A 25,154-nucleotide genomic window follows, 5' to 3' on the forward strand; every position below is an offset into this window, starting at 1 on the left:
CGACCGTCCGTGCCGCCGCTCCCACCACCACGCGACGCCGACGCGCCCCGACCACGGCAGCGCCAGCACGACCGCCGACAGCAGCATCATCGCCGGATACTGCGCGATGAGCTGGTCCGACGACCAATACAGCATCAGCGTGGCGACGGATCCGAGCGCCACGAGCGTCGTGGCCACTCGCCCGAGGCCGAGCACGAGCAGCACGCCCAGACCCACCTCGAGCGCGGGGATCGCGATCCCGAACAGTCCCGGCACCGACTGCATGAGCGCCCCCAGCGGGCGGAAGAAGAACGGCACTCGCGTGTTGCCCGCGGTACCCTGCGCCACGAGCAGGATGTCGGCCGATCCGAATCCGGCGCGGTACTTCAGGATCCCCTCGTTCAGCCACAGCACGCCTGCGACGATCCGAGCCGCCGCGCCGACAAGAGTGCCGGCGAGCAGCCAGGACGCGGTGCGGGCCGGCGCCCCCGAGCCGGTCCGCACCGCCGTCGCGGTCATGACAGGGCAGCGGCCCCGAAGACCGCCTTGCCTTGTCGCAGTGGATCACGACGTCGGTGTACATCGACGCGTCGACGCCGTTCAGCATGAACGTCTGCGAGTCCTTGTCGAAGGCGACGGGGTCGATCTGCTTGCCAGCCGAGACGGCGGCCTCGTCGGTGCCGTTGGTCAGGTAGACGTGCAGGTCGGGGCCCTCGTCCGAGGAGAAGCCGGTGAGCGTCAGCTCGGATCCGGAGATCGTGACGGTGCCCTGCACCTTCTTGCCGTTCAGGCCCATGAAGGTGCCGGTCTTGTGCATGTCGTCCATGGCCGACGCCATGGGTGAGGAGGACGGCATCGGCGTGGACGACGACATGGTGTCGGCGGAGGTCGGCGATGCGGCCGGAGTCGAGCTGCAGCCGGCGAGGGACAGCCCCAGGGCGAGCACGGCGACGCCGAGCGAGGCAGGGATGAGTGCGGTCTTGCGCATGATTGCTCCATTCGTGGGTGCGCCGGCGATGCAGGTGCCGGCTGTCGAGAACGGATCCGACGCTAGGCAGGGCGTGAGGCCTGCGGGGGAGTTCTTTCGGGGCTGTAAGGAACTCGGATCCGTCCCGGGCGCCGGGGCTAGCCTCTGAGCATGGAGATGCCCGGATCCGCTCCGCCCCGTGTGGTGGTCGTCGAGGACGACCCCACCGTGCGGGCCGCGGTCGAGCGCTATCTCGCGGCGAACGGCTATCGCGTCGACGGGTTCGGCGACGGCGTCTCGGCGCAGCGCGCGGTGCAGGCCGATCCGCCCGACGTGCTCATCGTCGACCGTATGCTGCCGGGCATCAGCGGAGACGAGCTGGCGCGCGATGCGAGGGCGCGCTCCGCGGTGCCGATCATCATGCTCACCGCGCTCGGCGAGGTCGAGCAGCGCATCGAGGGCCTGGAGACGGGCGCCGACGACTACCTCGTGAAGCCGTTCGCGCTGCGCGAGCTGCTGCTGCGGGTGGGGGCGCTGCTGCGCCGGTCCCTGGCGGCCGCCGCGCCGACGCGGGAGATCGTGCGCGGTGACTTCCGGCTGGATCCGACCCGGCGCCGCGTGCACGTGCGGGGGGAGGAGGTGCCGCTCGCCGCCCGTGAATACGAGCTGCTCGCGCACCTCGTGCAGCACGACGGCGAGGTGCTCTCCCGCGACGACATCCTGCGCGAGGTCTGGGGCTGGTCGTTCGGCGAGGCGAGCACGGTGACTGTGCACGTGCGGCGGCTGCGGGAGAAGATCGAACGGGATCCGCGCCATCCCCTGCACCTGCTCACGGAGTGGGGCGCCGGCTACCGGTTCTCCGCGGACGGATCCGGCTCATGATGCCGCTCGGCGCGCTCGATGTGCTGCTCATCGTGCTGACCGCGCTGGGATGCGCTGCGGTCGTGACGCTCGCCGCCGTGTTCGTGCTGCGCCGCGCGCGGCGGGTGGGGCTCACGTTCCGGCTCGTCGTGGTCGGGGCGGCGTCGGTGCTCGCCCTGGCGACGGGCGTGCTCGCGATCTCGGCCGAGATGTACCTGTCGGCGCACGACTTCACGGTGCTGGTGTGGGTGCTCGGGGCCGCGCTGCTGTGCGCGCTCGCCACGGCGTGGATCACGGCGCGCGCGGCCCGCAGCTCGGTGCGGGGGCTGTCGGCCGCGGTGCGCCGCGTCGGCGAGGGTGATGTCGTCGACCGCGGATCCAGCGGCTGGCGCGAGTTCGACGACCTGTCCGCCGAGCTCGCCACGGTGTCTGCGAAGCTCAGCGATGCGAGGGCGGAGTTGGAGCGACTGGACTCCGACCGCCGGCGCTTCCTCGCGTGGATCTCGCACGATCTGCGCACCCCGCTCACGGCGATCCGCGCGCTCGCCGAGTCGGCGGAGGAGGGCCTCGCGGATCCGGACGCGTTCCCCGGTCAGGTCCGGGCGCAGGTGGAGACGATGGGCCGGATGGTCGACGACCTGTTCGAGCTGTCCCGCATCACCTCGGGGTCGCTCCGGCTGCGCACTGAGCAGGTCGAGCTGCTCGACGTGGTCTCGGATGCGGTGGCAGACGTCCGCGCCGCCGCGGGGGAGCACCGCGTGCGGATCGTGCAGCAGGGCATCGACGGGCATGTGCTGTGGGCGGATCCGCATCAGCTCACGCGCGTGATCGTGAACCTGCTGACGAATGCGGTGCGGCATGCGCCCGAAGGATCCGAGATCCTGGTCTTCGCCGAGTCGCCGTCGCCGCACCGGCTCGTGCTGGCCGTGCTCGACCACGGCAGCGGCGTGGCGGTGGAGGACCTGGATCGCATGTTCGAGGTCGGATGGCGGTCGGATCCGTCCCGCACGAGCGGGACCGTCCCGGACGCGGTGGCATCGGGAGCCGGTCTCGGCCTCGCGATCGCGCGGGGGCTCGCCCGGGCGCACGGCGGCGACGTGTTCGCCGAGCACACCGACGACGGCTTCTGCCTGAAGGTGCTGCTGCCGGTGGGCGAGCCCGGGGCCTGAGGCCCGGGAGGAGAGGAGTCGACGACGGCGTCGACCCATCGGATGCATCCGGTCGATCCCCGACGCGCTCCAGGGGGCCGAGCAGTTCAGCGAGAGCCCGCCGTCACCTGGTCTGGCGCGGCAACGGAAGCGCGGTGATCCGCACCGAGGTGTTCGCCGCGAGCCCGGTCTCGCAGCGCAGCGTCAGGACGTGCTCGCCCGGTCCGACCTGCAGCGAGCCGACGCGGCCGCGCCCGAAGGGTTCGCCGTCGATCTCCCAGCTCAGCAGCTCGTCGTCGACGGGGTTCCCGGCCTGATCCACCGCGTTGCCGTGCACCTCCACATCCACACCTGCCGGAACACTGCCGCCATCGGTGGGGAAGAGGATCGCAGGGGAGGGGGCGAGGTCGGGCACCTGGATCGCCGCGGCGTCGGAGACGGCCGTGCTGAACCCGTCGTGCGCGAGCAGGCGCACATGCGCCTCTCCCGCAGGCAGGCCGGTGAGGTCCAGATCCGCGAGACCGCCCGTGAGGCCCACCGCCAGCCCGCGCCAGGTCTGGCCGCCGTCAGTGCTGACCTGCGCCCACACGTCCGACGCGGGCTCGCCGGCGACATCCCAGCGCGGTCGCACCGCGCGCGCTTCGACGACTTCGGCGGTGACGCGGGTGAACCGCGCCGGATCCGCGGGTGCCGTCTTGACCCATGCCTCCTCGCCGCGCCCGTCGACGATGCGCAGCGCCGAGCCGAGCTCAGTGTCGGGCATGAGCGCACGGAAACGCAGCGGAAGCCGGTCGGGATCGCCGTCACCGGGGGAGGGTGCGCAGCCGCAGCCCTCGCCGCCGAACTGCAGCTCGCGCGACAGGGCCACGCGGGACGCGATCTCTCCCGTCGCGCCGACGAGCTGGGCGGTCCAGCTGATCGGCGGACCGACCAGGGCGGAGTTCGCCTCGACGCGGGCCACCGATTCGACGGTCACGACACCAGCCTCGTCGATGACGCCGCTCATCACGATCATCCGGTGGGTGGCGTACTTCTCGATCTGCTCCCGGCTCCAGGGCGGGTTGGGCCACCAGAGGTGCTTCGGATCGAACTCCACAGGCGTGCGGTCGAACGGGTTCGGCTCCGGCATCCACGTGGGCGCGAGTCGGTCATGCTCGATGAGCTTCGCATGGTGGTAGAGCGACATCCACCGGTTGGCCCCGTAGCTCATGTAGTCGGTCGAGGTCGCCGGGGTGAAGACGGCGCCGGTCTGGATGTCGGTGCCGTACTCTCCGATGGATCCTGACATGTTCGGCTCGTAGACGGGGTAGTCGGGATCGGTGGTGCCGGCGTTGCCCGCGGGGGCGTGGGGGAAGCCGTAGCCGTGGCCGATCTCGTGGACGAACGTCGCCGTGTCACCCGCCGCACCCGCTCCCAGCCCGTCGTTCCCGCAGCCGGGAACGTTCAGCGGGATGCCGGACGGCAGGATCCCGTAGTAGACGACATCGGCGCGGTTGCCGTCGTTCGTGCGGATGTTGCCCAGCGCCGTGAGCAGGGCGCCCCAGTTCGTCGAGCAGGCGCCGGGGGAGCTGCGCACGTCGTCGAGGGGCTGCGTCCAGGCGAGGGTTCCTGCGGTCATGAACGACCCGGTCTGCTGCACGGGCATCATCCGGAAAGCGAGCGCTGCGGTGGTCTGTACATCGGCGAGGGTCGGCGCCGCGAGCGTGACCGTCGGCGCCATCGTGCCGGCCGGCGGGTTGGCCGTGCTCGGCCCCTGATAGCTGACGAGGATCGCACGCACGCGCAGCGTCTGCACGAGGCGCGCCGACACCGTGGTGCTGAGCGTCTGCCCGTCGTCGAGGGTCACGGTCAGCCGCATGCTGCCGAAGAACTGCTCGGCGGGGATTCGGAAGTTCAGCGTACGGTCGAAGCGGCTGCGTTCGTCGTCGTAGCCGTCGTCGATGGGTGTGACCGTCGGCAGCAGCCAGGGCGCGATCGTCACGATCGTGCGCCACGGTCCGAACAGGCCCTGCCGCCGCTCGAGGAGCAGAGATCCGCCGGTCGGGTCGCCCGTTCTCACCAGTGCAGATGGCGCGACGTACACGCGCACCACGGCGGGCTTGTAGGCGACCAACAGTGCTGCGTTGTCCTTCTTGCGATCGCCCGGATCCGTCAGATGCTCCGACGCGCGGTAGTACTGCACGGCCTGCGTCACCTCGATGCCGGTGGGCCGCTGCGTGAACAGGGGCGAGCGCACGTCGATCACATCGCGCAGGCGCTCGAGGGTCTGGACGACATCGCTGAGATCCGGCATGACAGCCTCCATCGATCGGTGGTGTGACGGTGAGGAGGCAGGGATGGGCGGGGGTGATACATGTGTCGGATCTGACGAACGACAGAGGAGCGCCGGGGTCATCGCGTGGTGAACGATCCTCGCGTACTCGGGTGCCGTCGGTATCCCGAAATAGCGGTTTCGACATTTTGCTTGCGCGGGGGCCCGGTTGGGTCCATCCTTTGTCCAGGACGAGAGCTATGGGACAGCTCGACTCCGAATCTGGGGACCGGAACCATCCGGAGCTTGTTCGTTGGCGCAGGGGACGCGCCGGTTCGCAGAGTGCGTTTTAACCCGAAACGACTCTCTGGAATGGGGACAAGCAATGCTCGCTATTCAGCGCGCCCTCGAGGCGAAGAAGAAGGCACGGGAAGAGGGCGAAGAAGCCGGCTTCTCACTCATCGAATTGATCATCGTCGTGGTGATCATCGGCATCCTGGTGGCGATCGCGCTGCCGCTGTTCGGATTCATCCAGGCGACATCAGTCGACGGTGCAACCCAATCCGACACCAAGAACGCGTCGACGACCATCGTTGCGCAGTTCGCAGGCAACACTGCGGGCGCCCCTGATCTGACGGTACTCAAGGGCAACACGACGTACGGCATCAAAGCCGGCACTACGACCAACGCATCGAACGTCTGCATCACCGGATACAACGGGGGCGGTCAGCAGTACAAGACTGCGGCCACCGCCTTCGCATCCGGTCCCGGCTGCTAATCGCTGAGGCTTGTCATGGTTGGGGTCGACGGCGCGGTCCGCTGGCCCCAACTTGGCGACTTGGCATCGTCACCGAGGAGGTGGTCAGCGTGCCGCGCGTAAAGGAACACCCGTCCGATGGGGGGTTCGGCCTCGTCGAACTGATCATCGCGATGTTCCTCCTCGCCCTGATCACGATCGCTCTCATCCCCGCGCTCTATAACGGCCTCATCTACTCCGCACGGCAGTCCACCACGGCGACCGCGACTCGGCAGTTGAACACGCTGGTCGAGCAGGCTCGTCAGACGCACACCTGCAACGCTGTGATGAGTGCGGCGGCGACGCAGAGCTTCACCGACGGGGCGAAGCAGGCGTTCACGACTTCGGGGACCTATAGCTGTACCGCCGGAGGCATCGCGAGTCTCAGCCTCACGGCCAAGGACTCCGGCAGCCGAACGCTGGCATCCGTGACGGCGCTGGTGTACGTGCCATGAACCTCAATCGCGATGTGGCGGCAGACGACGAGGGGCTCTCTCTTGTCGAGCTGATCTTCTATGTGGTGATCCTCGGTCTGATCACAACGGGGATCGCCGTCGTCTTCTTCAACACTTGGAAGGCGCAGGCCAGCGTCAGCGACCAGGTCGACGCGACCGAGCGCGGCCAGCTCGTGTCATCTCAGATTGAGAAGGCCATGCGCAACGCGGTGGCGTACGAGATCACGGACCCCACGCTGACTTCCAGTCTGTCCTCAGGTCCGACCCTCGTCGTGGCGACGGCGATGTCGGGATCGAACGCCTGTATGGCGTTCAACCTCAATGGTGGAACCGCCCAGTTGACAACGACCTCGGGTGCCCGAGTCGCCGCTGCGCCATGGCCTACCTGGCAGTCCGGCATCAGCCAGCACAAGAACTCCGGCGGAGTGCTCGTGCCTTTCTTCGTACAGGTCGGCAGCGATGTCGCGTACTCCTTCGATGTGACCAGCGCGAACGGGCCGACGGTGCACTTCGAAGGCACGGCCTATCTGCGAAACCCGAGCTGGGGCACGTTGCCCGGGGGAGGCACGCAGTCATGCTTCTGATTCACGATCTGTCCGAGCGCTGGCGCAAGAGCCAGCAGGGCGACGAGGGCGTCGCGCTTGTGCTCGTCGTGTTCGTGATGCTGATCGGGCTCATCGCGACGGCGACGATCGCCGCGGCGATCTTTTTCGTGACGAACGGCAACATTGCCAACCGCAGCAACACACAGGCTTTCGTCGCCGCCGAGTCCGGACGCGATTCGGTCGTCGCCGCGCTGGTCGCGGCCAACGCCGCGGGGACCTGTTCGGCGTCCACGATGTCGGCCAGCACCGTAGGACAGCCGAGCGGCCCCTATTTCTCTGCGAAAGCACAGTCGATCACCGGCACAGCGCCGTCAGCCTGGAACAGCGGCGTCGCACCGGCGTGCCCGACTCAGAACACGAACTACATCGTCATCCAGTCGACCGGCTACGGCACCAGTAGCGTGTCTGCCGAGAAGACGACGACGCTCTCGGTGTACCAATGGCAGGTCGTCTCCCACACCTCGCAGAGCGGCACGATGGCGGGAACGAACGGATCGTTCCACGGCGTCGGCGGTGGCGCATCCAGCAACACCCTCAAGGGCGATCTGGTCGTGCGCACGAGCAACTACACCTGCAGCGGATCGAGCATCATCGACGGAGACCTCTGGGTGCTCGGCGGATCCGATGGCACGAACGGCGGCAACGTCACGGTCACTGGCGGGTGCAACATCACGGGCAACATCTTCGCGAACGGGTCTGTGACATCCAACGGAGGCAACAGCGCCAATCCGATCACCATCGGTAAGAGCATCATCGCCGGCGGCCTCGTGTCGATGGACTCCAACGGCGTGACCGTCGGCGGGAACTGCGTCGCCGCGGACGGCGCCACCTGCGGGCAGATCGCCTCGGGTGGCACGGTGACCCTGAGCGGGACGGGGCCCAATGTCGGCACCGTGCTCACGACGGTGACGGGCAGGCCGACGGCCCCTGTGATCTCCGCGTCCAACTGGAAGCACCCCAACGGCACGGCGCTCACCGGGAGCGTGGCCGCTGCACCGGCGTTCTCGCCCCCATTGAATTCGTCCCAGAACGGCGGGTTGACGGCGGGAACGGTCTATGCGATGACCAACTGGATCGAATTCGGCACCGGCACCACCTGGCAGGGAGCGCCCGCAGTGGCGACAAAGCTGACATGCCCGGCCAATGCGAGCGTCGCACTCAGTGCCGCCACTGGCCCGGTGATCCTGGACTACACCGGCTCCGGGTGCGCAGCAACCTCAGGAAACACGACGACGATCACACTGAGTGGCGGGAGCGTCCCGCAGGACGCCGTCATCCTCGTCGCCCCGGGCAAGACCATGAAGGTTCAGATCACCGGTAGCCTCACTGGGCCATCGAGCCCGACCTCGCAGATCTTCTTCGTGCATCAGAGCCTGAACACCGGCAACGTCGCCACGGACTGCGGGCGACCGTCCGGAGACAGCTTCACGACAGGCTCCGTTGCGATTGCCCCGCGCATCATGGTTTACACGCCCTGCGGACTGAACGGCACCTGGACCGGCACATTGACCGGCCAGTTCTACGTCGGCGGATCCATGACTTACAACGGCAACTTCACCTGCACGCCAATGTCATGGAACCCCACTCCGTCGCCGATGCCGAACATGGATTGCAAGATCCTCGGATCCGGCGGAGCTGCGGGCAGCACCACCTACACGCTGTCGCTCGGCAGCATGGTGTCGCAGGCGGAGGTTCCATGACCGCCTTCCTGTTCACCGTCGTCGGCGTTTTCGGTCTGGCCATCGGATCGTTTCTCAACGTCGTCGCCTACCGCGTGCCGGCCGGGATCTCCCTCATGCGGGAGAGCCGGTGCCCGGAATGCGATGCCCCTATCCGGTGGTGGCAGAACGTGCCGGTCGTGTCGTGGGTCGCGTTGCGAGGAAGGTGCGCGAACTGCGCGGCTCCGATCAGCGGGCGGTATGCGGTCGTCGAGGCGCTCACAGGTGTGGCGTTCATTGCGGTGGCGTGGTGGGCCCTTCGTGTCGCCGCGCTCGCTCGGGGACCGGAGACGGGCGGGCCCGTGATGGCGGCGGTCACGGATCCGGTCTTCTGGATCGTCCTCGCGGCCTTCCTCTACTTCGCGGCGGTCTCGATTGTGCTGACCCTCATCGATCTCGACACGAAGCGGCTGCCGAACTCGATCGTGCTGCCGAGCGTCGTCGTCGGCATCGTTCTGTTGGCACTCGCGGCAGCGGTCGGCGGTGGATGGCTGGCGTTCCTGCGAGCGCTGGGCGGCGGGGCGATCCTCTACGCGTTCTACTTCATCGTGCGGGCGGTCAGCCCGCGCGGGATGGGCGGGGGCGACGTCAAGCTCGCCGCTCTCGTCGGGTTGTACCTCGGCTGGGTCGGCTGGGCGACACTCGCCGTCGGCGCGTTCGCAGCGTTTCTGTTCGGTGGGCTGTTCGGTGTTGCGCTGATCCTGCTTCGCCGAGCGAAACGCAAGACGGCGATCCCGTACGGGCCGTGGATGATCGCGGGTGCCTGGGCTGGGATCGCTGTGGGCGAGCCGATCGGCCGCTGGTATGTCGGAATGCTGGGACTGAGCTGAATCTGCCTTGGGGGCAGGGGCAGCGCTGGGGACTTGGGGAGAGAACATGGCGAGATCGCATGTCGGTGTGGAGATCACCGAAGAGAGCGTGCGCGCGGTGGAGGTGTCGGTCGAGCGCCAACCGCAGGTGGTCGCGTACGGCGAGGTAGCGCTGCCCCCCGACGCTGCGCACGACTCCGAGGTACTGGACCAGGGAGCAGTGGCCACCGCGATCCGCGAGTTGTGGGGCATGGCGAGGATCCATGCGAAGTCCGCCACGCTGGGCATCGCCAATCGACGCGTTCTCGTGCGCGAGCACAGCACGCCGGTGATGGCTCCGGACCTGCTGCGCCAGGCACTCCCGTTCCAGGTGCAGGACCTGTTGCCGGTGCCCGTGGCGCAGGCCGTGCTCGACTACTACCCGACGTCGCAGCAGGGGGACCAACTGCACGGCCTGCTCGTCGCGGCCGTCTCCTCGACGATCGAAGACATGATCGCGGCCTTCTCGCGCGCCAAGATCCGCATCGACGGCGTCGACCTCTCCGCGTTCGGTCTTGCCCGCGCAGCGTCGCGCATCGCACCCGAAGGCACAGTCGCGGCGGTACACGTCGGCGACCACACCACGCAGATCGTGATCCTGCGAAACGGCATCCCCGACTTCGTACGGATCACGCCTGTCGACCTGGAAACCCTCGCGGTGCGCCGCAGAAACGCGCAGATCGCGCCCGAAGACGGCACGTTCGTCGCGGCACGAGTGGACCCCACCCGTATCGCCGCCGAGGAGCTGGTGGGCGCTGCGGGCATCGTCCCCATGGGGGCGCTGCGTTCCGACGCCGGCAACAGGCCCGTCGTGGAGGCGATCGGGCGCATCCGAAGCACCTTGGCCTTCTACCTGAACAGGGAGAACGCCCCGCAGATCGATCAGGTTCTCATGACGGGAGCGGGCATCGCTGTCGATGGTCTGGCCCAGGCGCTTGCCGGTGCGATCGACGCCGCGGTGCGCACCGTCGTGCTTCACGATGTGCTGCCGCTCCAAGGCGCTGACCCGACGGGAGATCTCGCTCTGAATCTCGTGAGTACTGCAGGACTCGCCCTCGGAAAGGACCGCTGATGGCTCGTATCGCCGCCGTGACCCCGGGCGGCCCTCCCCGGGTCGATCTGCTGCCCCGCTCGGAGGTCGAGCGCCGCGAACGCGACGCGCTCAGTCGCACCTGGGTGCGCGTGGGCCTTCTCGCGATCCTGCTCGCTGTCGCCCTCATCGCCGGAGCGTTCGCCGTGAATCTGTTCGCGCAACAGAGACTCGCTGCTGAGCAGGATCGGTCGAATCAGCTGATCGGGCAGATCGCCGGCCTTTCCGACGTCAGCAACGCGCTGAAGACCGAGGCCGACCTCACTCAGTTCCGTGCTGACGCGATGGGTTCCGACCTGTCGTGGGCGGGGATCTTCGATCGGATCCGCAGCAGCCTTCCGCCCGACACGAACCTCACCGGATTCGAGCTCACGCCAGGTTCCGCCCCGGTCGCAGGTGCTGATGCGAAAACCACGGAGAAGGCCGCGAAGTCCGCAGTCGGGCTCACGGGAACCCTCACGCTCGACAGTGGCACTGCGCTCGACCTCGGCGCCTATGTGCGGAGCTTGCGCACAGTCCAGGGCGTGCTCACGGCCGATGCGAACTCCACGACCTCGGGCTCGACCGCCGCGGGCCGGTTCACCTACAAGGTCGACGTCACGTTCGACCAGACCGTTTACTCCGGCGACTACGCCAAGGAGGTGACGAAGTGACCAAGTCGCTCATCAACCTCATCGGCGCCCTTGTCGCCGCCGTGATCGTCGTGCTCGCGGTCGTCTTCGGAGTCCTGCCGCTCCTCGGCCAGGCGTTCTCCGCGTTCGGCGACACCGCGCAGGCCGGAGTCACCAACACGGCCTACGAGTCGCAGATCACCGCTCTGCAGAAGGAGAAAGCGCGCAAGAGCGAGATCGACGCTGCGGTGCAGGATCTGCGGACCCAGATTCCGGCAGTGCCCGACCTCGATCGCGCGTTCGATGTGATCGCTGGATCCGCACAGGCGTCCGGTGTGGTGATCACCACCATCGTCCGGGAGGACCTCGCGACCTACGCACCGCGCACTGCGCCCGTTCCCGCAGGCCCGGGCTCCGCGGCGGCGGCCAAGGCGAAGGCGGCACCTCAGCCGACACCGCAGCCCACGGGGCCGTCGGGACCGGTGGCGCAGGCCGACAACACCGCCGCGCAGGCCGGCAACGCCGCGAATCAGACGTCGCAAGCGGCAGGCGCGAACGGAACCGGCTCGGCCAGCGCCAACGCCTCAGCCAGCCCTGCGGTCGACACGCGACAGCAGATCCCGCTCACCGTCACCGCCACAGCCGCCGACATGAGTGCCGTGCAGACATTCCTCGACGGGCTGCGCGGATCGGGCCGTCTCCTGGGTGTCGACAAGGTGGAGGTTCAAGGCGGCAACGGCAACCTGACCGTCACTCTCACCTTGCTCGCATTCGTAGCCTCCGACAACAGCGCATCGGGAGCGTCGAAATGAGCGCCGCGGAGCTCACTCGGGTCCTCACGATCGGCGCGAGAGCCGGAGCCAGCGACGTGCACGTCACCGCGGGGTTCCCGCCGCTCATGCGGGTGGACGGCGACCTCGTTCCCGTGCCCGGTCATGAGCATGCACTCAGTCACGACTGGGTCGAACAGGCCGCGTACGACCTGATGAACAACGCGCAGCGGGAGGAGTTCGCCTCTCGGCACGAGGTCGACCTGGCACATGCCTCCGATGGGGTCGGCCGATTCCGTGTGAACGTCTTCCGTCAGCTCGGCGACATCGCCATGGCGCTGCGATACATCCCCGACAGGGTGTTCAGTCTGGAAGAACTCGGCGCCCCGGCGATCGCACGCGATCTCGCCCTCCGCCCTCGGGGACTCGTGCTTCTCACAGGCCCGACCGGATCCGGCAAGTCGACGACACTCACCGCAATGGTCGACATCGTCAACAACACCCGGCCCGTGCACGTCGTCACCATCGAGGATCCGATCGAGTTCCATCACACCAGCAACCGCGCTCTCATCCACCAGCGCGAAGTCGGATCCGACACGGAGTCGTTCGCTGAAGCCCTGCGTCGGGTGCTGCGGCAGGATCCCGACGTGATCCTGGTCGGAGAGTTGCGCGACCCGGAGTCGATCTCCACTGCCCTGTCCGCCGCCGAGACCGGCCACCTCGTGCTCTCCACCCTGCACACCCAGGGCGCGGCGAAGTCGGTGAACCGCATCGTCGACGTGTTCCCCGCCGATCAGCAGCACCAGATCCGTACTCAGCTCGGCGACACGCTGCAGGGCATCATCAGCCAGACTCTGCTGCCGCGCGCGCAGACCGCGGGCCGCACGATCGCGACCGAGGTGCTCATCAACACCCCCGCTGTCGCGAACCTGATCCGCGAGGGTCAGGTGTCACAGCTGTACTCGACGATGCAGGCGAGCCAGGCGGTCGGCATGCACACCCTGGACCAGGATCTGCGTCGCCTCGTCGCCGACGGGCTCATCGCCGCACATGTGGCGCGGTCCTTCGCGGTCGACCCGCGTTCGCTCGACGGCGTCCACATCAAGCCTGCCGAGATCGACGCCGAATCGTGGTCGGCTCACGCGGGCGGTTCGCAACTCGAGGAATGGGGATCCTGATGGCCGGCGTGCAGGAGTACGAGTACCAGGCGCTCGATGTCGCCTCGGCTCGCACCGTCAAAGGATCGATGGACGCGTCCAGCGACAGCGCAGTCGCCGCCAAGCTGCGGGCACAGGGGCTCACGCCGCTGCATGTCGCACCCGTCGCGAAGACGGGTCTGCACCGGGAGATCTCATTGCCGTCGCTGCGCAGAGGCGTCTCTGCGAAGACCCTCGCGATCTTCTCACGGCAGATGGCGGCGCTCATCAACGCCGGGCTGCCGCTGCTGCGCACCCTCACCGTGCTGGCTGAGCAGGCCGACGACAAGAAGCTGCAGCAGGTGCTGGTCATCGTGCAGGCCGACGTCGAGTCCGGGTCCTCGCTGTCCGCGTCGATGGCCCGGCATCCGCAGGTGTTCCCGCCGCTCATGGTGTCGATCATCCGCGTCGGCGAGGCCGGCGGTTTCCTCGGCAAGGCACTCACCTCGATCGCCGAGACCTACCAGAAGCAGGCCGACCTGCACGCGAAGATCCGAGCTGCGACGACTTATCCGCTCGTCGTGCTGATCATCGCGATCCTCGGTGTGACCGCGATGCTGATCTTCGTCGTGCCGGTGTTCAAGAACATGTTCGATGGCCTGGGCACGAGCCTGCCGCTCCCGACTCAGATCCTGGTCACGGTCTCCGAGAACATGAGATGGATCGCACCCGCCGTCGCGGTGGTCGCGATCATCGTGTGGATCTGGTGGGCCCGCAACCGCTACACCGATGCCTACCGCAAGGTGGTGGATCCGTTCCTGCTGAAGCTGCCGATCTTCGGCAAGTTGCTGACCAAGATGGCCGTGGCGCGCTTCACCCGCAACCTGTCCATGATGCTCGACGCGGGCGTGCCGATCATCCAGGCGCTGTCGATCGTCGGCCAGGCGTCGAACAACTGGAAGATCGAGCAGACCGTGCGCGACATCCAGGAGTCGATCCGCGGCGGGCGCTCGTTCGCGGCGCCGCTGGCCGCGGCCGAGGTGTTCCCGCCCATGGTGTCGCAGATGGTCGCGGTCGGTGAGGAGTCGGGCACGCTCGCCGAGATGCTCGCCAGCATCGCCGACTTCTACGAGGACGAGGTCGAGACCGCCACCGAGCAGTTGTCGTCGCTCATCGAACCCGTGCTGATCGTCGGCCTCGGCGTCGTCATCGGCGGCATGGTGATCTCGCTCTACCTGCCGATCTTCACCCTCTACGGCGACCTGGCCAAGCAGCACTGAACGGGCTCGGTGCGCGCCTCCGGGCGTCACACCGAGACGCGCAGCACCTCTTCGATCGTGGTGATGCCCTGGGCGACCTTGGCCCAGCCGTCGTCGCGCAGCGGAATCATCCCCTGCTCCAGGGAGATCTCGCGCAGCTCGCCGCCCGTCGCGCGGCCCACGAGCGCCTGCTCGATGCGGTCGGTGACCTCCATCGCCTCATGCAGCGCGACCCGGCCGCGATAGCCGGTGCTGGAACACGCCGTGCACCCCACGGCGCGGAACACGGTGGCGTCGTCGATGAGGTCGAGCGGCATGCCGACGGCCTCGAGCATCGCCCGGTCGTCGTCGATCGGCTGGCGGCACTTGGTGCACAGCCGGCGCGCGAGCCGCTGCGCGATCACCGCGCTCAGCGCCGTCGCCACGAGGAAGGGCTCGGTGCCGATCTCGACCAGCCGGGTCAGCGCGCTCGGGGCATCGTTGGTGTGCAGGGTCGACAGCACGAGGTGGCCGGTCAGGGCGGCCTCGATCGAGATCGCCGCCGTCTCGCGGTCGCGGATCTCACCGACCAGCACCACATCCGGATCGGCGCGCAGGATCGACCGCAGCGCCGTCGCGAACGTGAGCCCGGCCCGCGGGTTGACCTGGATCTGATTGATGTCCGGGATCCGGTATTCGACGGGATCCTCGACCGTGATCACATTCACGCGCGGATTCGCCACCGCCCGCAGCGCCGTGTACAGCGTCGTGGACTTGCCGGATCCGGTCGGTCCGGTCACCAGCACCATGCCGTGCGGGCGGGAGATCGCCTGCGTGAAGCGCTCGGCATTGGTCTCCGAGAACAGCAGATCCGACATCAGCATCACCTGGCCGCTATTGTCGAGGATGCGCATCACGATCTTCTCGCCCCACACCGTCGGCAGCGTGGCCACGCGCAGGTCGACGCTGCGGCCCTCGTGCAGCACCGAGATGCGGCCGTCCTGCGGCACCCGCTTCTCGGCGATGTCGATCGACGACATGATCTTCAGCCGCGAGATGACGCCGTCCTGGATGCTGCGGTCGGCGCGCTGCATCTCGTGCAGGACGCCGTCGATGCGGAACCGCACCGTGAGCCGGTGCTCGCCGGGTTCGATGTGGATGTCGCTCGCACGGTCGTTGATGGCCTGCGTGATGAGCAGGTTCACGAACCGCACGACGGGCGCATCGGCGTCCTGATCGTCGAGCTGCTCCGTGAAGACGATGTGCGAGGAGGATCCGGATGCCTCGCCGATCTGCTCGGACAGGTCGGTGAGCTCCTCATCCGAGCGCAGGAACCGCTCGAACGCCTGGTTCAGCGCCTCGCCGGTGACCACGACCGGGCTCACCCGCAGATCCGTGATGCTGGCCACGTCGTCGAGCGCGATGATGTCGGTCGGATCCAGCATCGCCACGGTCAGCTGGTCGCGGTACTGCCGCAGCGGCAGCAGCCGGTAGCGCCGGCACATCACACCCGGCACGAGCGCGATGACCTCGGGATCCAGCGGGTACGAGCCGAGATCGACGTACGGCGTGCTCGTCGCGACCGAGACGGCCTCGGCCAGCTGCACCTCGCTCACCAGGCCGTGCCGCAACAGGTAGTCGGGCAAGGCGTCTCCGTCGCCCACCGCGGACATCGCGGAGTTCACATCCTCGGCGCGCGCAGCGCCGGTCAGCACGAGCATCTGCCCCAGACCACGCATGGGATCCCCATCCCGCGGCGCCCCAGACGCCGCTCCAATGCTCATCCTAGGGCCGCGCGGTTCGCCGCGACAGAGCGATATTCCGGTTCGCCGAGCGGATGCCGTGCGCGGCCGTCGCGGCGTCGCCCCGGGCGGTGTGCGGAGTCTTCCGGTGGACGCCGCGACGCACGATAATCGGCTCATGCCCACCGCATCCCGGACGATCGAGATCGCCGCACCCATCGAGACCGTCTTCGCCTTCTTCACCGATCCGAGCAAGGATCCGACCTGGCGCGGCGGTGTCACCGAGATGCGGGCGGAGGGGCAGCCTGCGGTGGGTGCGACGGTGCACCAGGTGATCGCGGGCCCCGGCGGCCGGCCCATCGACGCCGACATCCGGATCACCGAGTACACCGTGCCGAGCCGATACGCGTTCGCCACGATCGCGGGCCCGGTGCGCCCCCTCGGCAGCTACACGTTCGCCGAGGTCCCGAGCGGCTCGCTCGTCACCTTCGAGCTGTCGGTCGAGCTGCGCGGCCTCAAGAAGCTGCTCATGGGCGGGCCCGTGCAGAAGAGCATGGACGGCGAGATGGCCGCCCTCGACAAGGCGAAGGCGCTCCTCGAGTCCTGACGTCCGCGGGCGACATCCTGCCTGCCCGATGTCGACGCGTCCGCATAGGCTGGGCCTCATGACCGACGTTCTTCCCTCCGGGCTCGCCATCGGCGACTTCGACCCCGCGATCCGCCCTCAGGACGACCTCTACCGGCACGTGAACCACACGTTCCTGTCCACCACCGAGATCCCCGCCGACAAGGCGCGCTGGGGATCCTTCCACCTCCTCGCCGATCAGTCCGAGAAGGACGTGCGCGCGATCATCGAGGAGTCGCAGGGCGCCGAGCCCGGCACCGAGGCGCGCAAGATCGGCGACCTGTACGCGAGCTTCATGGACACCGAGCGCATCGCCGCCCTCGGCACCGCTCCTCTGGCCGCGCCGCTCGCCGCGGTCGACGCGATCACCTCGATCGACGAGTTCCTCGCGACGGTCGGATCCTTCGACCGCCAGGGCATCGCCGCGCTGATCGGCGTGTTCGTGGAGCCGGACCCGGGCGACCCCGAGCGCTACGTGCCGTTCGTGGTGCAGGCGGGCATCTCGCTGCCCGACGAGAGCTACTACCGCCTGGACAGCTTCGAGGGCACCCGCGCCGCCTACCGCGCGCACCTCGAGCGGATCCTGGCCCTCGCCGGCGTCGCGGACGCGGCAGGGCAGGCCGACCGCGCCTTCGCGCTCGAGCACGACATCGCCGGGCACCACTGGGACAACGTGGAGAGCCGAGACGCGGTCAAGACGTACAACCTGAAGTCCTGGGAGGAGTTCCAGACGCTCGTCGGCGTCGACCTCGCCTCGTGGCGGGATGCCGTCGCCGGCCCGGCCGGATCCGACGCCTTCGCGGAGGCCGTCGTGTACCAGCCGAGCTTCTTCGAAGGGCTCGGATCCCTGCTCACCGCGGATCGTCTGGACGATTGGAAGGCCTGGCTGCGCGCCAAGGTCGTGCACGGTCTCGCCGCGTACCTCACCGATGACATCGTGCAGGAGAACTTCTCGTTCTACGGCACGGAGCTCACGGGCGTCCCCACGATCCGCGAGCGCTGGAAGCGCGGCGTCTCGCTCGTCGAGGGCGCGCTCGGCGACGCGGTCGGCAAGGTCTACGTCGAGCGGCACTACCCGCCGGCGGCCGAGGTGGCGATGAACGAGCTCATCGGCAATCTGCTCGAGGCCTACCGGCAGTCGATCACCACGCTCGAGTGGATGAGCCCGTCCACGCGCGAGAAGGCCCTCGCCAAGCTCGACACGTTCACGCCGAAGATCGGGCACCCCAAGGTGTGGCGCGACTACTCGACCGTGACGGTCGACGCCGGCGATCTGATCGGCAACGCCGGCTGCGCCGCGCAGTTCGAGCACGACCGCACGATCGGCAAGGTGGGCAAGCCCATCGATCGCGACGAGTGGTTCATGCCGCCGCAGATGGTGAACGCGTACTACAACCCGCTCATGAACGAGATCGTGTTCCCCGCGGCGATCCTGCAGTATCCGTTCTTCGACGCGGCTCGCGATGCGGCGGCCAACTACGGCGGGATCGGATCCGTCATCGGCCACGAGATCGGGCACGGCTTCGACGACCAGGGCAGCCGCTACGACGGGGACGGCAAACTGCAGGACTGGTGGACCGACGAGGACCGCGCCGCGTTCGAGGAGCGCACGAAGTCGCTGATCGAGCAGTACGACGCGTTGGTTCCGGAGGGGCTGAGCGCCGAGCACCACGTGAACGGCGCCCTCACGATCGGCGAGAACATCGGCGACCTCGGCGGTCTCGGGATCGCTCTGAAGGCGTACGAGATCGCGCTCGGCGGGGCCGAGGCGCCGGTCATCGACGGGTTCACGGGCGTGCAGCGCCTGCTGCTGTCGTGGGCGCAGGTGTGGCAGCAGAAGAGCCGTGAGGCCGAGACGATCCGCCTGCTCACGATCGACCCGCACTCGCCCAACGAGTTCCGGTGCAACCAGATCCTGCGCAACATCGACGCCTTCTACGAGGCGTTCGACGTGACCGAGGCGGACAAGCTGTGGCTCGCCCCCGAGGAGCGCGTCACGATCTGGTGACGCTCCTGCTGCGAAGCGATGCCCGCCCCGGCCTGTGCCGGGGCGGGCTCGTCGTTTCGGGCCCTTCTCGGGTCTTTGAGCGAGCACGGCTGGAGGCCGAGCGAGACGAAACGCGGTCTCCAGCGAGGGCACGGCGTTTGGTCTCGGCCGCCGTCCGCGCGGCGTCGGTTAGGCTCGCCGGATGATCCCCGCAGACTGGACCCCGCATCGCCGTGAGGACGGCGAACTCCTGGGCTGGATCCGCCCCGAGGGCGCCGACTGGCTCGCCGTCGACGTGCTCGGACGCGAACTCACCGGCGAGATCGACTGGCTCGACGCCGAGGCCGCGCTCGAGGAGCACGGGATCCGCTGGCTCGCGGATCCGTGGGTCCTGGAAGGCGAGATCGAGGGGCCGCTGCGGGTGCAGATCGTGGAGGTCGTCCCGGAGGGCGAAGGCCGGATCACGGTGAAGGTCGATGACTTCGGCGACATGCAGCGTCCGCCCACGCAGCGCTACACGCTGACATGGCCCCTCCCCGCACGCCTGCGTCCGCACGGCCCCGGCGACCCGGACGGCCGCACGATCACGCGCTGACCGTGGGGGGAGCCGGGTTCGGCGACCGCTCCCGCGACCTGCACGGGCCAGCCGACCCCGTGTCGTACCCGGCGCACGGGAACGCGCCGGATGCACGGGCGGTCTGCGCTGACAGGCCGTGCGGTCGGCGAGAACCCGTGCAGTCGGCGGCCGGCGCGCTCGGCGGCGGGAATACGACCCCGCACGCGATGCGTTCGCGAAAGGCATGAAGGTTCTTCTCACCGGCGCGACCGGCTACATCGGCACTTCCGTCCTCGACCGGCTCGTCGCGGAGGGCCATTCCGTGACAGCCCTCGTCCGAGATGAGGCGAAGGCGAGTGCCGTCGAGAAGGCCGGCGCGACGGCCCTCATCGGCGACGTCACCGACGCCGTGCTCGTCGCCGGGGCGGCGGCCGCGGCGGACGGCATCATCCACACGGCATCGACCCCGGAGGGCGACGCCGCATTCATCGACGCCGTGCTCGGCGCGCTCGAGGGCACGGGCAAGCCGCTCGTCCACACGGGCGGGATCTGGAGCTACGGCACGGCGGACGACATCACGGAGCAGACTCCCCTCGACCGGCCGGCCCTCACCGCCTGGCGCGGCGCGGGGGAGGCGAAGGTGCTCGGCGCCTCCGGCGTCCGTGGCCTGGTCGTGGCGCCCGCCGCCGTCTACGGGCGCGGCGGCGGCCTGGTCCGGATCCTCACCGATGCGACCGACGGGGGAGTGCTCCTGATCGGCGACGGCAGCCAGCACTGGACCAGCGTCGACGTCGACGACCTCGCCGCACTGTACGTGCTCGCACTGGAGAACGGCCGCGCGGGGGAGACCTACATCGGCGCCTCCGGACAGAACCCCACGATCCGCGAGATCGGCGAGGCGATCGCGTCCGGATCCGACGTGGCGGAGGGCGTCCGAGCCGAGAGCGTCGAGCAGACGCGCGCGCGGCTCGGCGAGGCGTTCGCCGACGCGCTCCTCCTCGACGAGCAGGCCTCGGGGGCGAAGGCGCGTGCCGAGCTCGGCTGGACCCCGGCCGCACGACCGCTCGTGGAGCAGCTCGCCGCCGGGGAGTATCTCGGTGAGAGCGTGGTCGCCCAGGGCTGATCCCCGGGCACTCGCGCCGTGTTCGGGGCGCACTTCGCCGTTTTGGGGCGCGTCAGGTCGGGGGATCCTGGCGGGGTGCGCCCCGAAACGGGAGGGCGCGCCCCGGATCAGCGCAAGTCCGCGGTCAGCGCACGCCCCTCATCAGCGCGAGCACGGGCTTGACCGACACCAGCAGTCCGATCCCGACGACGATCGCGATCCCGCCGAGGATCGAGAAGTACGGCACCTCGTTGTGCGGGTCGTAGAACTGCACGAGCCAGCCCGAGATCGCGGTGCCCAGCGACACGGAAAGGAAGAACAGCGCCACCATCTGCGTGTGGAACGCGGCCGGTGCGAGCTTGGTCGCGGCGGACAGGCCGATCGGCGAGAGCAGCAGCTCGGCGACCGTGAACACGAACAGGATCCCGATGATCGCCAGCAGCGGGGTCGAGTTCGCGGCCCCGCCGGCGAACGGCAGGAACAGCAGGAACGCCGCGCCCATGATGATCGCGCCGAGTGCGAACTTCACCGGCGTCGACGGCTGGCGGGCGCCGAGCTTCGTCCAGATCGCGGCGAACACGCCGGACAGCACGATGATGAAGACGGGGTTGATCGACTGCACCCACGACACCGGCATCTCCCAGCCGAACAGGTCGCGGTTCAGACGCTCGTCGGAGTACACCGTGAGCACCGTGAACTGCTGCTGGTACAGCGACCAGAACGCCACGCTCGTGATGAACAGCGGCAGGAAGCCCCACACGCGGGAGCGCTCCGTCGCGTCGATGCGGCGGCTCGTGAGGATCACCGCGAAGTAGGCGATCGCAGCGACCGTGGCCGCGATGATCACGACCGTGGCGAGGTTGGCCGCCGTGATCACGCCGGTCAGCACGAGCGCGGCGATGATCAGGATCCCGACGATCGCGATGACGATCGCCGTCGTGTAGCGGTTGCGCGGCAGCGGGTTCGCGACGCGGCTGGCCGCGGCCGGCAGCCCCCGGCGTCCGAACGAGTACTGCGCGAGCCCGGCGGCCATGCCGACCGCGGCGAGGGCGAAGCCGAAGTGGAAGCCGAGGGTCGACTGCAGCAGACCGGTGAGGATCGGCCCGAAGAAGCCGCCGAGGTTGATGCCCAGGTAGAACAGCGAGAAGCCGGCGTCGCGCCGCGGGTCATCGGCCGAGTACAGGGTGCCCACCACGGAGGTGGCGTTGGCCTTGAGCCCGCCGGATCCGATCGCGACGAGGACCAGGCCCACGCCGACGCCGACGACGCCCGGCAGCAGCGCGAGGGCGATGTGTCCCGCCATGATCACGATCGCGCTGAAGAACAGCGTGCGCTCGGACCCGAGGATCCGGTCGGCGACCCATGCGCCGAGGATCGTGGCCAGATAGACGGATCCGCCGTAGGCGCCGACGATGCCGCCGGCGATGCCCTTGTCGAGCCCGAGCCCTCCGTCGGTGACGGAGTAGTACAGGTAGATGAGCAGGATGCCCTGCATGCCGTAGAAGCTGAACCGCTCCCACATCTCCACCCCGAACAGGTGGGCGAGGGCCCATGGCTGCCCGAAGAAGCGGGTGTCGTGGCCGCCGTGCTTATCGGTCTCCTGTGCGGTGCTCATCATTCCAGGGTAAGCCGCGCCGGCGCAGGCCGCGGAAAGTCCGGGGTCAGCGCACCGTCCCGAGCACGAACGCTCCGGTGTCGCCCGGGTTCATCGCGATCTCCCAGCGGAATCCGTCGGGGTCGGCGAAGTAGCCGGAGTAGCCGCCCCACTCCCGGCGCACGGCGGGGGCGACTCGCGCGCCCAGGGCCGCGGCCTCGGCGAGCACGGCATCGACCTCGGCCTCACTCGCCAGGTTGTGCGCCAGGGTGAGCGGGGCGACGCCCGGCGCCGGTGGTTCGCCGATCTCCGCGGTGAAGCCGGCGACGCTCCACAGCGACAGGATCAGCCGGTCCGCCACCGGGAGCATGAGCACCTCGTCGGCCTCGAAGATCGGCTGCCACCCCAGGCCGTCCACATAGAACGCCCTGCTGCGGGCGACATCGGCGACGGCGAGGGTGATGAAGCTGACGCGCTGTTCCATGCGGGTCAGTGTGCCACCGGCCTCAGACGTTCGCGGCGGCGGGCGCCTTCGTGGCGGCCGGCGCAGCCTTCTCGTCGCGATCGCGGAACGTCCAGAACACGAACACCAGCGCGAGCACGAGTCCGACCTGGCCGACGATGCCGCCGATCGCGGAGGTGCCAGGGGCGTGCGCGCTCGCGAACGAGGAGATGTCCCAGATGCCATGCAGCAGCATGGCCCAGATCAGGCTGCCGGTCACGCGGCGCACGATGTAGAACGCGGTGCCGCCGAGGAAGGCCAGCCCGACCTGCTGCAGGGTCGGCAGCAACGGCTGCCCGGAGAACGCGTTCGTGATGTGCATGAGGCCGAACAGGGCGCTCGTGATGAACCAGACCCAGACCTCGCGGGTCTGCGCGCGCACGCCCACGAGCAGCAGACCGCGGGTGGTGAACTCCTCGTTGAAGCCGACGAGCACGCCGAGCGCCAGCAGCCCGGCGAGATAGCCGCCATCGATCTTCGACCAGTCGGTGCCGAGGCTGAGGATGATCAGCGCGGCCAGCGCCATGATCGCCGGGGCGACGATCGGCCAGCGGTGGCGGGCACGAGGCCGCTCGATCAGGGCGGGGCGCCACCAGCCCAGCACCCCGGCGGCGACGAGCAGCAGCACCGTTCCTGCAGCGAGGAACAGCACCGGTCCACCCCACAGCGTCGCGGTGGTCTCGCCCATGTGCTGGTAGCCGATGCCGGTGGCAAGGCCCACCAGGAAGACGGTGAGGGAGTAGGCGAGCCAGACGAGGACGCCGATCCAGAGGCGAGGGGTGATGCGCATCGGTGCGGACCTTTCGGGAGGAGCTCGTCGGGGAAGGTTTGTCAGGAGTCGGCTCATATCCTGGCAGGCGAGTGAGGATCCGCACCATCACGGGATCCGACGCGCCGATAGGATTGACCTGCGCCTCTTCGTGCGCATTCCCCGCATCATCGCGACCATTGGAGCCACCGTGGCCGAACAGTCCCGTCTTGACAAGGTCATCGCCCTCGCCCGCCACCGCGGGTTCGTGTTCCAGGCGGGTGAGATCTACGGGGGCTCGCGCTCGGCCTGGGACTACGGACCCCTCGGCACCGAGCTCAAGGAGAACATCCGCCGGCAGTGGTGGCAGACGTTCGTGCGCGGCCGCGGCGACATGGTGGGGCTGGACTCCTCGATCATCCTGCCCAAGCGGGTGTGGGAGGCGTCGGGTCACGTCGCCACGTTCACGGATCCGCTCGTCGAGTGCCTGCAGTGTCACAAGCGGTTCCGCGCCGACACCCTCATCGAGGACTTCGAGGCGCGCAAGGGTCGCACCGCCGAGAACGGCCTGGCCGACGTGCCGTGCCCGAACTGCGGCACCAAGGGCCAGTACACCGAGCCCAAGGCGTTCTCGGGTCTCGTGAAGACCTACCTCGGCGTGGTCGATGACGAGTCGGGCGTGTACTTCCTGCGCCCGGAGACCGCGCAGGGCATCTTCGTGAACTTCTCGAACGTGCTGACCGCCAGCCGCAAGAAGCCGCCGTTCGGCATCGGCCAGGTCGGCAAGGCGTTCCGCAACGAGATCACCCCCGGCAACTTCATCTTCCGCACGCGTGAGTTCGAGCAGATGGAGATCGAGTACTTCGTGCCGCCCGCGGAAGCACAGGAATGGTTCGAGCACTGGGTGCAGGAGTGCTGGGACTGGTTCATCGACCTCGGGATCAACCCCGAGAACATGCGCCAGTTCGATGTGCCGGAGGACGACCGCGCGCACTACTCCGCCGGCACCATCGACGTCGAGTACCGCTTCGGCTTCGCCGGCAAGGAGTGGGGCGAGCTCATGGGCGTCGCCAACCGCACCGACTTCGACCTCTCCAACCACAGCGAGGCCTCCGGATCCTCACTCACCTACTTCGACCAGGCTTCGGGCGAGAAGTACACCCCCTACGTGATCGAGCCGTCGTTCGGCCTCACTCGCTCGATGATGGCGTTCCTCGTCGACGCCTACGTCGAGGAGGAGGTGCCGAACGCCAAGGGCGGCACCGATGTGCGCACCGTGCTGAAGCTCGACCCGCGCCTCGCGCCGGTCAAGGTCGCGGTGCTGCCGCTCTCGCGCAACGAGCGCCTCTCGCCGCTGGCTCGCGAGGTCGCCGACAAACTGCGCGGCCACTGGGCCATCGACTTCGACGACGCCGGTGCGATCGGGCGCCGCTACCGTCGCCAGGACGAGATCGGCACCCCGTTCTGCGTCACGATCGACTTCGACTCGCTCGAGGACGACGCGGTGACCGTGCGCGACCGCGACACCATGGCGCAGGAGCGCGTGCCGCTCGCGGAGCTCGACGCCTATCTGTCGGAGCGCCTCAAGGGCGCCTGACCGGGCAAGACGAAGGGCCGTGATTCACAGAGGTGAATCGCGGCCCTTTCGCCGTCTCGGGACGAGTGCTCAGAAGTCCTCGCCCTCGGCCTGCGAGGGGTGCTTCTCGAACCAGACGGGACGGCCGATGTGCAGCAGTGCGTCGGAGTCGAAGAGTTCGGGGTCGCGTTCCATGGGGTGCTCCTTTGCGTACGAGTGGGGGCTTGGATCCAGCTTCGCGGGCCTCCG

24 protein-coding genes and 1 pseudogene are annotated in these 25,154 nt (G+C 68.6%); 18 read left to right on the plus strand and 7 right to left on the minus strand.

Features of this window, described 5'->3' with window-relative positions:
- A partial coding sequence (locus LXM50_RS16850) for a hypothetical protein (protein WP_233312730.1) occupies positions 1–498 on the minus strand: 498 nt, incomplete at its 3' end.
- A gap of 79 nt (positions 499–577) precedes the next feature.
- Positions 578–817: pseudogene (locus LXM50_RS16855) on the minus strand (DM13 domain-containing protein); the annotation flags it as partial.
- Between LXM50_RS16855 and LXM50_RS16860 the strand changes: the two are divergent.
- Genes LXM50_RS16860 through LXM50_RS16870 form a run of 3 tightly spaced genes read left to right on the plus strand, consistent with a single transcriptional unit; the run spans position 711 to position 2,976 of the window.
- Positions 711–1,115 carry a hypothetical protein gene (locus LXM50_RS16860; protein ID WP_233312731.1) on the plus strand — a complete coding sequence of 135 codons (405 nt, stop codon included), beginning with the start codon at positions 711–713 and terminating at the stop codon, positions 1,113–1,115. The pseudogene LXM50_RS16855 and the gene LXM50_RS16860 sit on opposite strands and share 107 nt — an antisense overlap.
- A gap of 2 nt (positions 1,116–1,117) precedes the next feature.
- Entirely contained in the window at positions 1,118–1,828 is a 711-nt protein-coding gene (locus LXM50_RS16865; RefSeq protein ID WP_233312638.1) for a response regulator transcription factor, read from the plus strand.
- A complete protein-coding gene (locus tag LXM50_RS16870) occupies positions 1,825–2,976 on the plus strand; it encodes a cell wall metabolism sensor histidine kinase WalK (protein ID WP_233312639.1) in 1,152 nt (383 codons plus the stop codon). The genes LXM50_RS16865 and LXM50_RS16870 overlap by 4 nt, the downstream gene beginning before the upstream one ends.
- Positions 2,977–3,079: 103 nt before the next feature.
- Here the strand turns inward: LXM50_RS16870 and LXM50_RS16875 are convergent, their stop codons facing one another.
- Entirely contained in the window at positions 3,080–5,248 is a 2,169-nt protein-coding gene (locus tag LXM50_RS16875) for a M66 family metalloprotease (protein ID WP_233312640.1), read from the minus strand.
- 343 nt (positions 5,249–5,591) lie between these two features.
- On the opposite strand from LXM50_RS16875, the gene LXM50_RS16880 reads away from it, so the two are divergent.
- The 10 genes from LXM50_RS16880 (at position 5,592) to LXM50_RS16925 (ending at position 14,515) form a co-directional block, all read left to right on the plus strand.
- Positions 5,592–5,984 carry a prepilin-type N-terminal cleavage/methylation domain-containing protein gene (locus tag LXM50_RS16880; RefSeq protein WP_233312641.1) on the plus strand — a complete coding sequence of 131 codons (393 nt, stop codon included), beginning with the start codon at positions 5,592–5,594 and terminating at the stop codon, positions 5,982–5,984.
- 89 nt (positions 5,985–6,073) lie between these two features.
- Positions 6,074–6,457 carry a type II secretion system protein gene (locus LXM50_RS16885; protein ID WP_233312642.1) on the plus strand — a complete coding sequence of 128 codons (384 nt, stop codon included), beginning with the start codon at positions 6,074–6,076 and terminating at the stop codon, positions 6,455–6,457.
- Positions 6,454–7,041 (plus strand): PilW family protein, encoded by a 588-nt coding sequence (locus LXM50_RS16890; protein WP_233312643.1) that lies wholly within the window; start codon positions 6,454–6,456, stop codon positions 7,039–7,041. Before LXM50_RS16885 ends, LXM50_RS16890 begins: the two co-directional genes overlap by 4 nt.
- A gap of 77 nt (positions 7,042–7,118) precedes the next feature.
- Positions 7,119–8,762, plus strand: coding sequence for a hypothetical protein (locus LXM50_RS16895; protein WP_233312644.1), 1,644 nt, complete (start codon positions 7,119–7,121; stop codon positions 8,760–8,762).
- Complete coding sequence (locus LXM50_RS16900; RefSeq protein ID WP_233312645.1) at positions 8,759–9,610, plus strand: A24 family peptidase; 852 nt, start codon at positions 8,759–8,761, stop codon at positions 9,608–9,610. The genes LXM50_RS16895 and LXM50_RS16900 overlap by 4 nt, the downstream gene beginning before the upstream one ends.
- Positions 9,611–9,656: 46 nt before the next feature.
- Positions 9,657–10,700 (plus strand): pilus assembly protein PilM, encoded by a 1,044-nt coding sequence (gene pilM, locus LXM50_RS16905; RefSeq protein WP_233312646.1) that lies wholly within the window; start codon positions 9,657–9,659, stop codon positions 10,698–10,700.
- Positions 10,700–11,371 carry a hypothetical protein gene (locus LXM50_RS16910; protein WP_233312647.1) on the plus strand — a complete coding sequence of 224 codons (672 nt, stop codon included), beginning with the start codon at positions 10,700–10,702 and terminating at the stop codon, positions 11,369–11,371. The genes pilM and LXM50_RS16910 overlap by 1 nt, the downstream gene beginning before the upstream one ends.
- Positions 11,368–12,141, plus strand: coding sequence for a GspMb/PilO family protein (locus LXM50_RS16915; protein WP_233312648.1), 774 nt, complete (start codon positions 11,368–11,370; stop codon positions 12,139–12,141). Before LXM50_RS16910 ends, LXM50_RS16915 begins: the two co-directional genes overlap by 4 nt.
- A complete protein-coding gene (locus LXM50_RS16920; RefSeq protein WP_308192539.1) occupies positions 12,138–13,277 on the plus strand; it encodes a type IV pilus twitching motility protein PilT in 1,140 nt (379 codons plus the stop codon). Before LXM50_RS16915 ends, LXM50_RS16920 begins: the two co-directional genes overlap by 4 nt.
- Positions 13,265–14,515: a type II secretion system F family protein gene (locus tag LXM50_RS16925; RefSeq protein WP_233312649.1), complete on the plus strand. Its 1,251-nt coding sequence runs from the start codon at positions 13,265–13,267 to the stop codon at positions 14,513–14,515. The genes LXM50_RS16920 and LXM50_RS16925 overlap by 13 nt, the downstream gene beginning before the upstream one ends.
- 26 nt (positions 14,516–14,541) lie before the next feature.
- On the opposite strand, the gene LXM50_RS16930 is transcribed toward LXM50_RS16925, so the two are convergent.
- Complete coding sequence (locus LXM50_RS16930) at positions 14,542–16,212, minus strand: GspE/PulE family protein (protein WP_233312650.1); 1,671 nt, start codon at positions 16,210–16,212, stop codon at positions 14,542–14,544.
- A gap of 181 nt (positions 16,213–16,393) precedes the next feature.
- On the opposite strand from LXM50_RS16930, the gene LXM50_RS16935 reads away from it, so the two are divergent.
- From LXM50_RS16935 to LXM50_RS16950, 4 genes are all read left to right on the plus strand, one after another.
- Positions 16,394–16,822: an SRPBCC family protein gene (locus LXM50_RS16935; protein ID WP_233312651.1), complete on the plus strand. Its 429-nt coding sequence runs from the start codon at positions 16,394–16,396 to the stop codon at positions 16,820–16,822.
- Between the two features lie 58 nt (positions 16,823–16,880).
- Positions 16,881–18,848 carry a M13 family metallopeptidase gene (locus LXM50_RS16940; protein WP_233312652.1) on the plus strand — a complete coding sequence of 656 codons (1,968 nt, stop codon included), beginning with the start codon at positions 16,881–16,883 and terminating at the stop codon, positions 18,846–18,848.
- 181 nt (positions 18,849–19,029) lie between these two features.
- Positions 19,030–19,422, plus strand: a complete 393-nt coding sequence (locus LXM50_RS16945; RefSeq protein ID WP_233312653.1) for a hypothetical protein — start codon at positions 19,030–19,032, stop codon at positions 19,420–19,422.
- A gap of 205 nt (positions 19,423–19,627) precedes the next feature.
- Positions 19,628–20,506, plus strand: a complete 879-nt coding sequence (locus LXM50_RS16950; RefSeq protein WP_233312654.1) for an NAD-dependent epimerase/dehydratase family protein — start codon at positions 19,628–19,630, stop codon at positions 20,504–20,506.
- 124 nt (positions 20,507–20,630) lie between these two features.
- On the opposite strand, the gene LXM50_RS16955 is transcribed toward LXM50_RS16950, so the two are convergent.
- Genes LXM50_RS16955 through LXM50_RS16965 form a run of 3 tightly spaced genes read right to left on the minus strand, consistent with a single transcriptional unit; the run spans position 20,631 to position 23,371 of the window.
- Complete coding sequence (locus tag LXM50_RS16955) at positions 20,631–22,100, minus strand: peptide MFS transporter (protein WP_233312655.1); 1,470 nt, start codon at positions 22,098–22,100, stop codon at positions 20,631–20,633.
- A gap of 46 nt (positions 22,101–22,146) precedes the next feature.
- Positions 22,147–22,563: a VOC family protein gene (locus tag LXM50_RS16960; RefSeq protein WP_233312656.1), complete on the minus strand. Its 417-nt coding sequence runs from the start codon at positions 22,561–22,563 to the stop codon at positions 22,147–22,149.
- A 22-nt stretch (positions 22,564–22,585) separates the two neighbouring features.
- Positions 22,586–23,371, minus strand: a complete 786-nt coding sequence (locus LXM50_RS16965) for a CPBP family intramembrane glutamic endopeptidase (protein ID WP_233312657.1) — start codon at positions 23,369–23,371, stop codon at positions 22,586–22,588.
- A gap of 169 nt (positions 23,372–23,540) precedes the next feature.
- Between LXM50_RS16965 and LXM50_RS16970 the strand changes: the two genes are divergently transcribed.
- Positions 23,541–24,926 (plus strand): glycine--tRNA ligase, encoded by a 1,386-nt coding sequence (locus LXM50_RS16970; RefSeq protein ID WP_233312658.1) that lies wholly within the window; start codon positions 23,541–23,543, stop codon positions 24,924–24,926.
- The last annotated feature ends 228 nt before the right edge of the window (positions 24,927–25,154 follow it).

The sequence above is a fragment of the Microbacterium sp. Au-Mic1 genome (assembly GCF_021341785.1).
In the GTDB taxonomy this organism is placed as follows: Bacteria; Actinomycetota; Actinomycetes; order Actinomycetales; family Microbacteriaceae; genus Microbacterium.

Coding starts and splice junctions, on each gene's coding strand:
- LXM50_RS16890 (WP_233312643.1), top strand. CDS start 6,454: ATGAACCTCAATCGCGATGTGGCGGCAGACGACGAGGGGCTCTCTCTT.
- LXM50_RS16895 (WP_233312644.1), top strand. CDS start 7,119: ATGCTGATCGGGCTCATCGCGACGGCGACGATCGCCGCGGCGATCTTT.
- LXM50_RS16870 (WP_233312639.1), top strand. CDS start 1,825: ATGATGCCGCTCGGCGCGCTCGATGTGCTGCTCATCGTGCTGACCGCG.
- pilM (WP_233312646.1), top strand. CDS start 9,657: ATGGCGAGATCGCATGTCGGTGTGGAGATCACCGAAGAGAGCGTGCGC.
- LXM50_RS16955 (WP_233312655.1), bottom strand. CDS start 22,100: ATGAGCACCGCACAGGAGACCGATAAGCACGGCGGCCACGACACCCGC.
- LXM50_RS16950 (WP_233312654.1), top strand. CDS start 19,628: ATGAAGGTTCTTCTCACCGGCGCGACCGGCTACATCGGCACTTCCGTC.
- LXM50_RS16935 (WP_233312651.1), top strand. CDS start 16,394: ATGCCCACCGCATCCCGGACGATCGAGATCGCCGCACCCATCGAGACC.
- LXM50_RS16880 (WP_233312641.1), top strand. CDS start 5,592: ATGCTCGCTATTCAGCGCGCCCTCGAGGCGAAGAAGAAGGCACGGGAA.
- LXM50_RS16900 (WP_233312645.1), top strand. CDS start 8,759: ATGACCGCCTTCCTGTTCACCGTCGTCGGCGTTTTCGGTCTGGCCATC.
- LXM50_RS16875 (WP_233312640.1), bottom strand. CDS start 5,248: ATGCCGGATCTCAGCGATGTCGTCCAGACCCTCGAGCGCCTGCGCGAT.
- LXM50_RS16910 (WP_233312647.1), top strand. CDS start 10,700: ATGGCTCGTATCGCCGCCGTGACCCCGGGCGGCCCTCCCCGGGTCGAT.
- LXM50_RS16925 (WP_233312649.1), top strand. CDS start 13,265: ATGGGGATCCTGATGGCCGGCGTGCAGGAGTACGAGTACCAGGCGCTC.
- LXM50_RS16920 (WP_308192539.1), top strand. CDS start 12,138: ATGAGCGCCGCGGAGCTCACTCGGGTCCTCACGATCGGCGCGAGAGCC.
- LXM50_RS16960 (WP_233312656.1), bottom strand. CDS start 22,563: ATGGAACAGCGCGTCAGCTTCATCACCCTCGCCGTCGCCGATGTCGCC.
- LXM50_RS16965 (WP_233312657.1), bottom strand. CDS start 23,371: ATGCGCATCACCCCTCGCCTCTGGATCGGCGTCCTCGTCTGGCTCGCC.
- LXM50_RS16865 (WP_233312638.1), top strand. CDS start 1,118: ATGGAGATGCCCGGATCCGCTCCGCCCCGTGTGGTGGTCGTCGAGGAC.
- LXM50_RS16940 (WP_233312652.1), top strand. CDS start 16,881: ATGACCGACGTTCTTCCCTCCGGGCTCGCCATCGGCGACTTCGACCCC.
- LXM50_RS16930 (WP_233312650.1), bottom strand. CDS start 16,212: ATGCGTGGTCTGGGGCAGATGCTCGTGCTGACCGGCGCTGCGCGCGCC.
- LXM50_RS16945 (WP_233312653.1), top strand. CDS start 19,030: ATGATCCCCGCAGACTGGACCCCGCATCGCCGTGAGGACGGCGAACTC.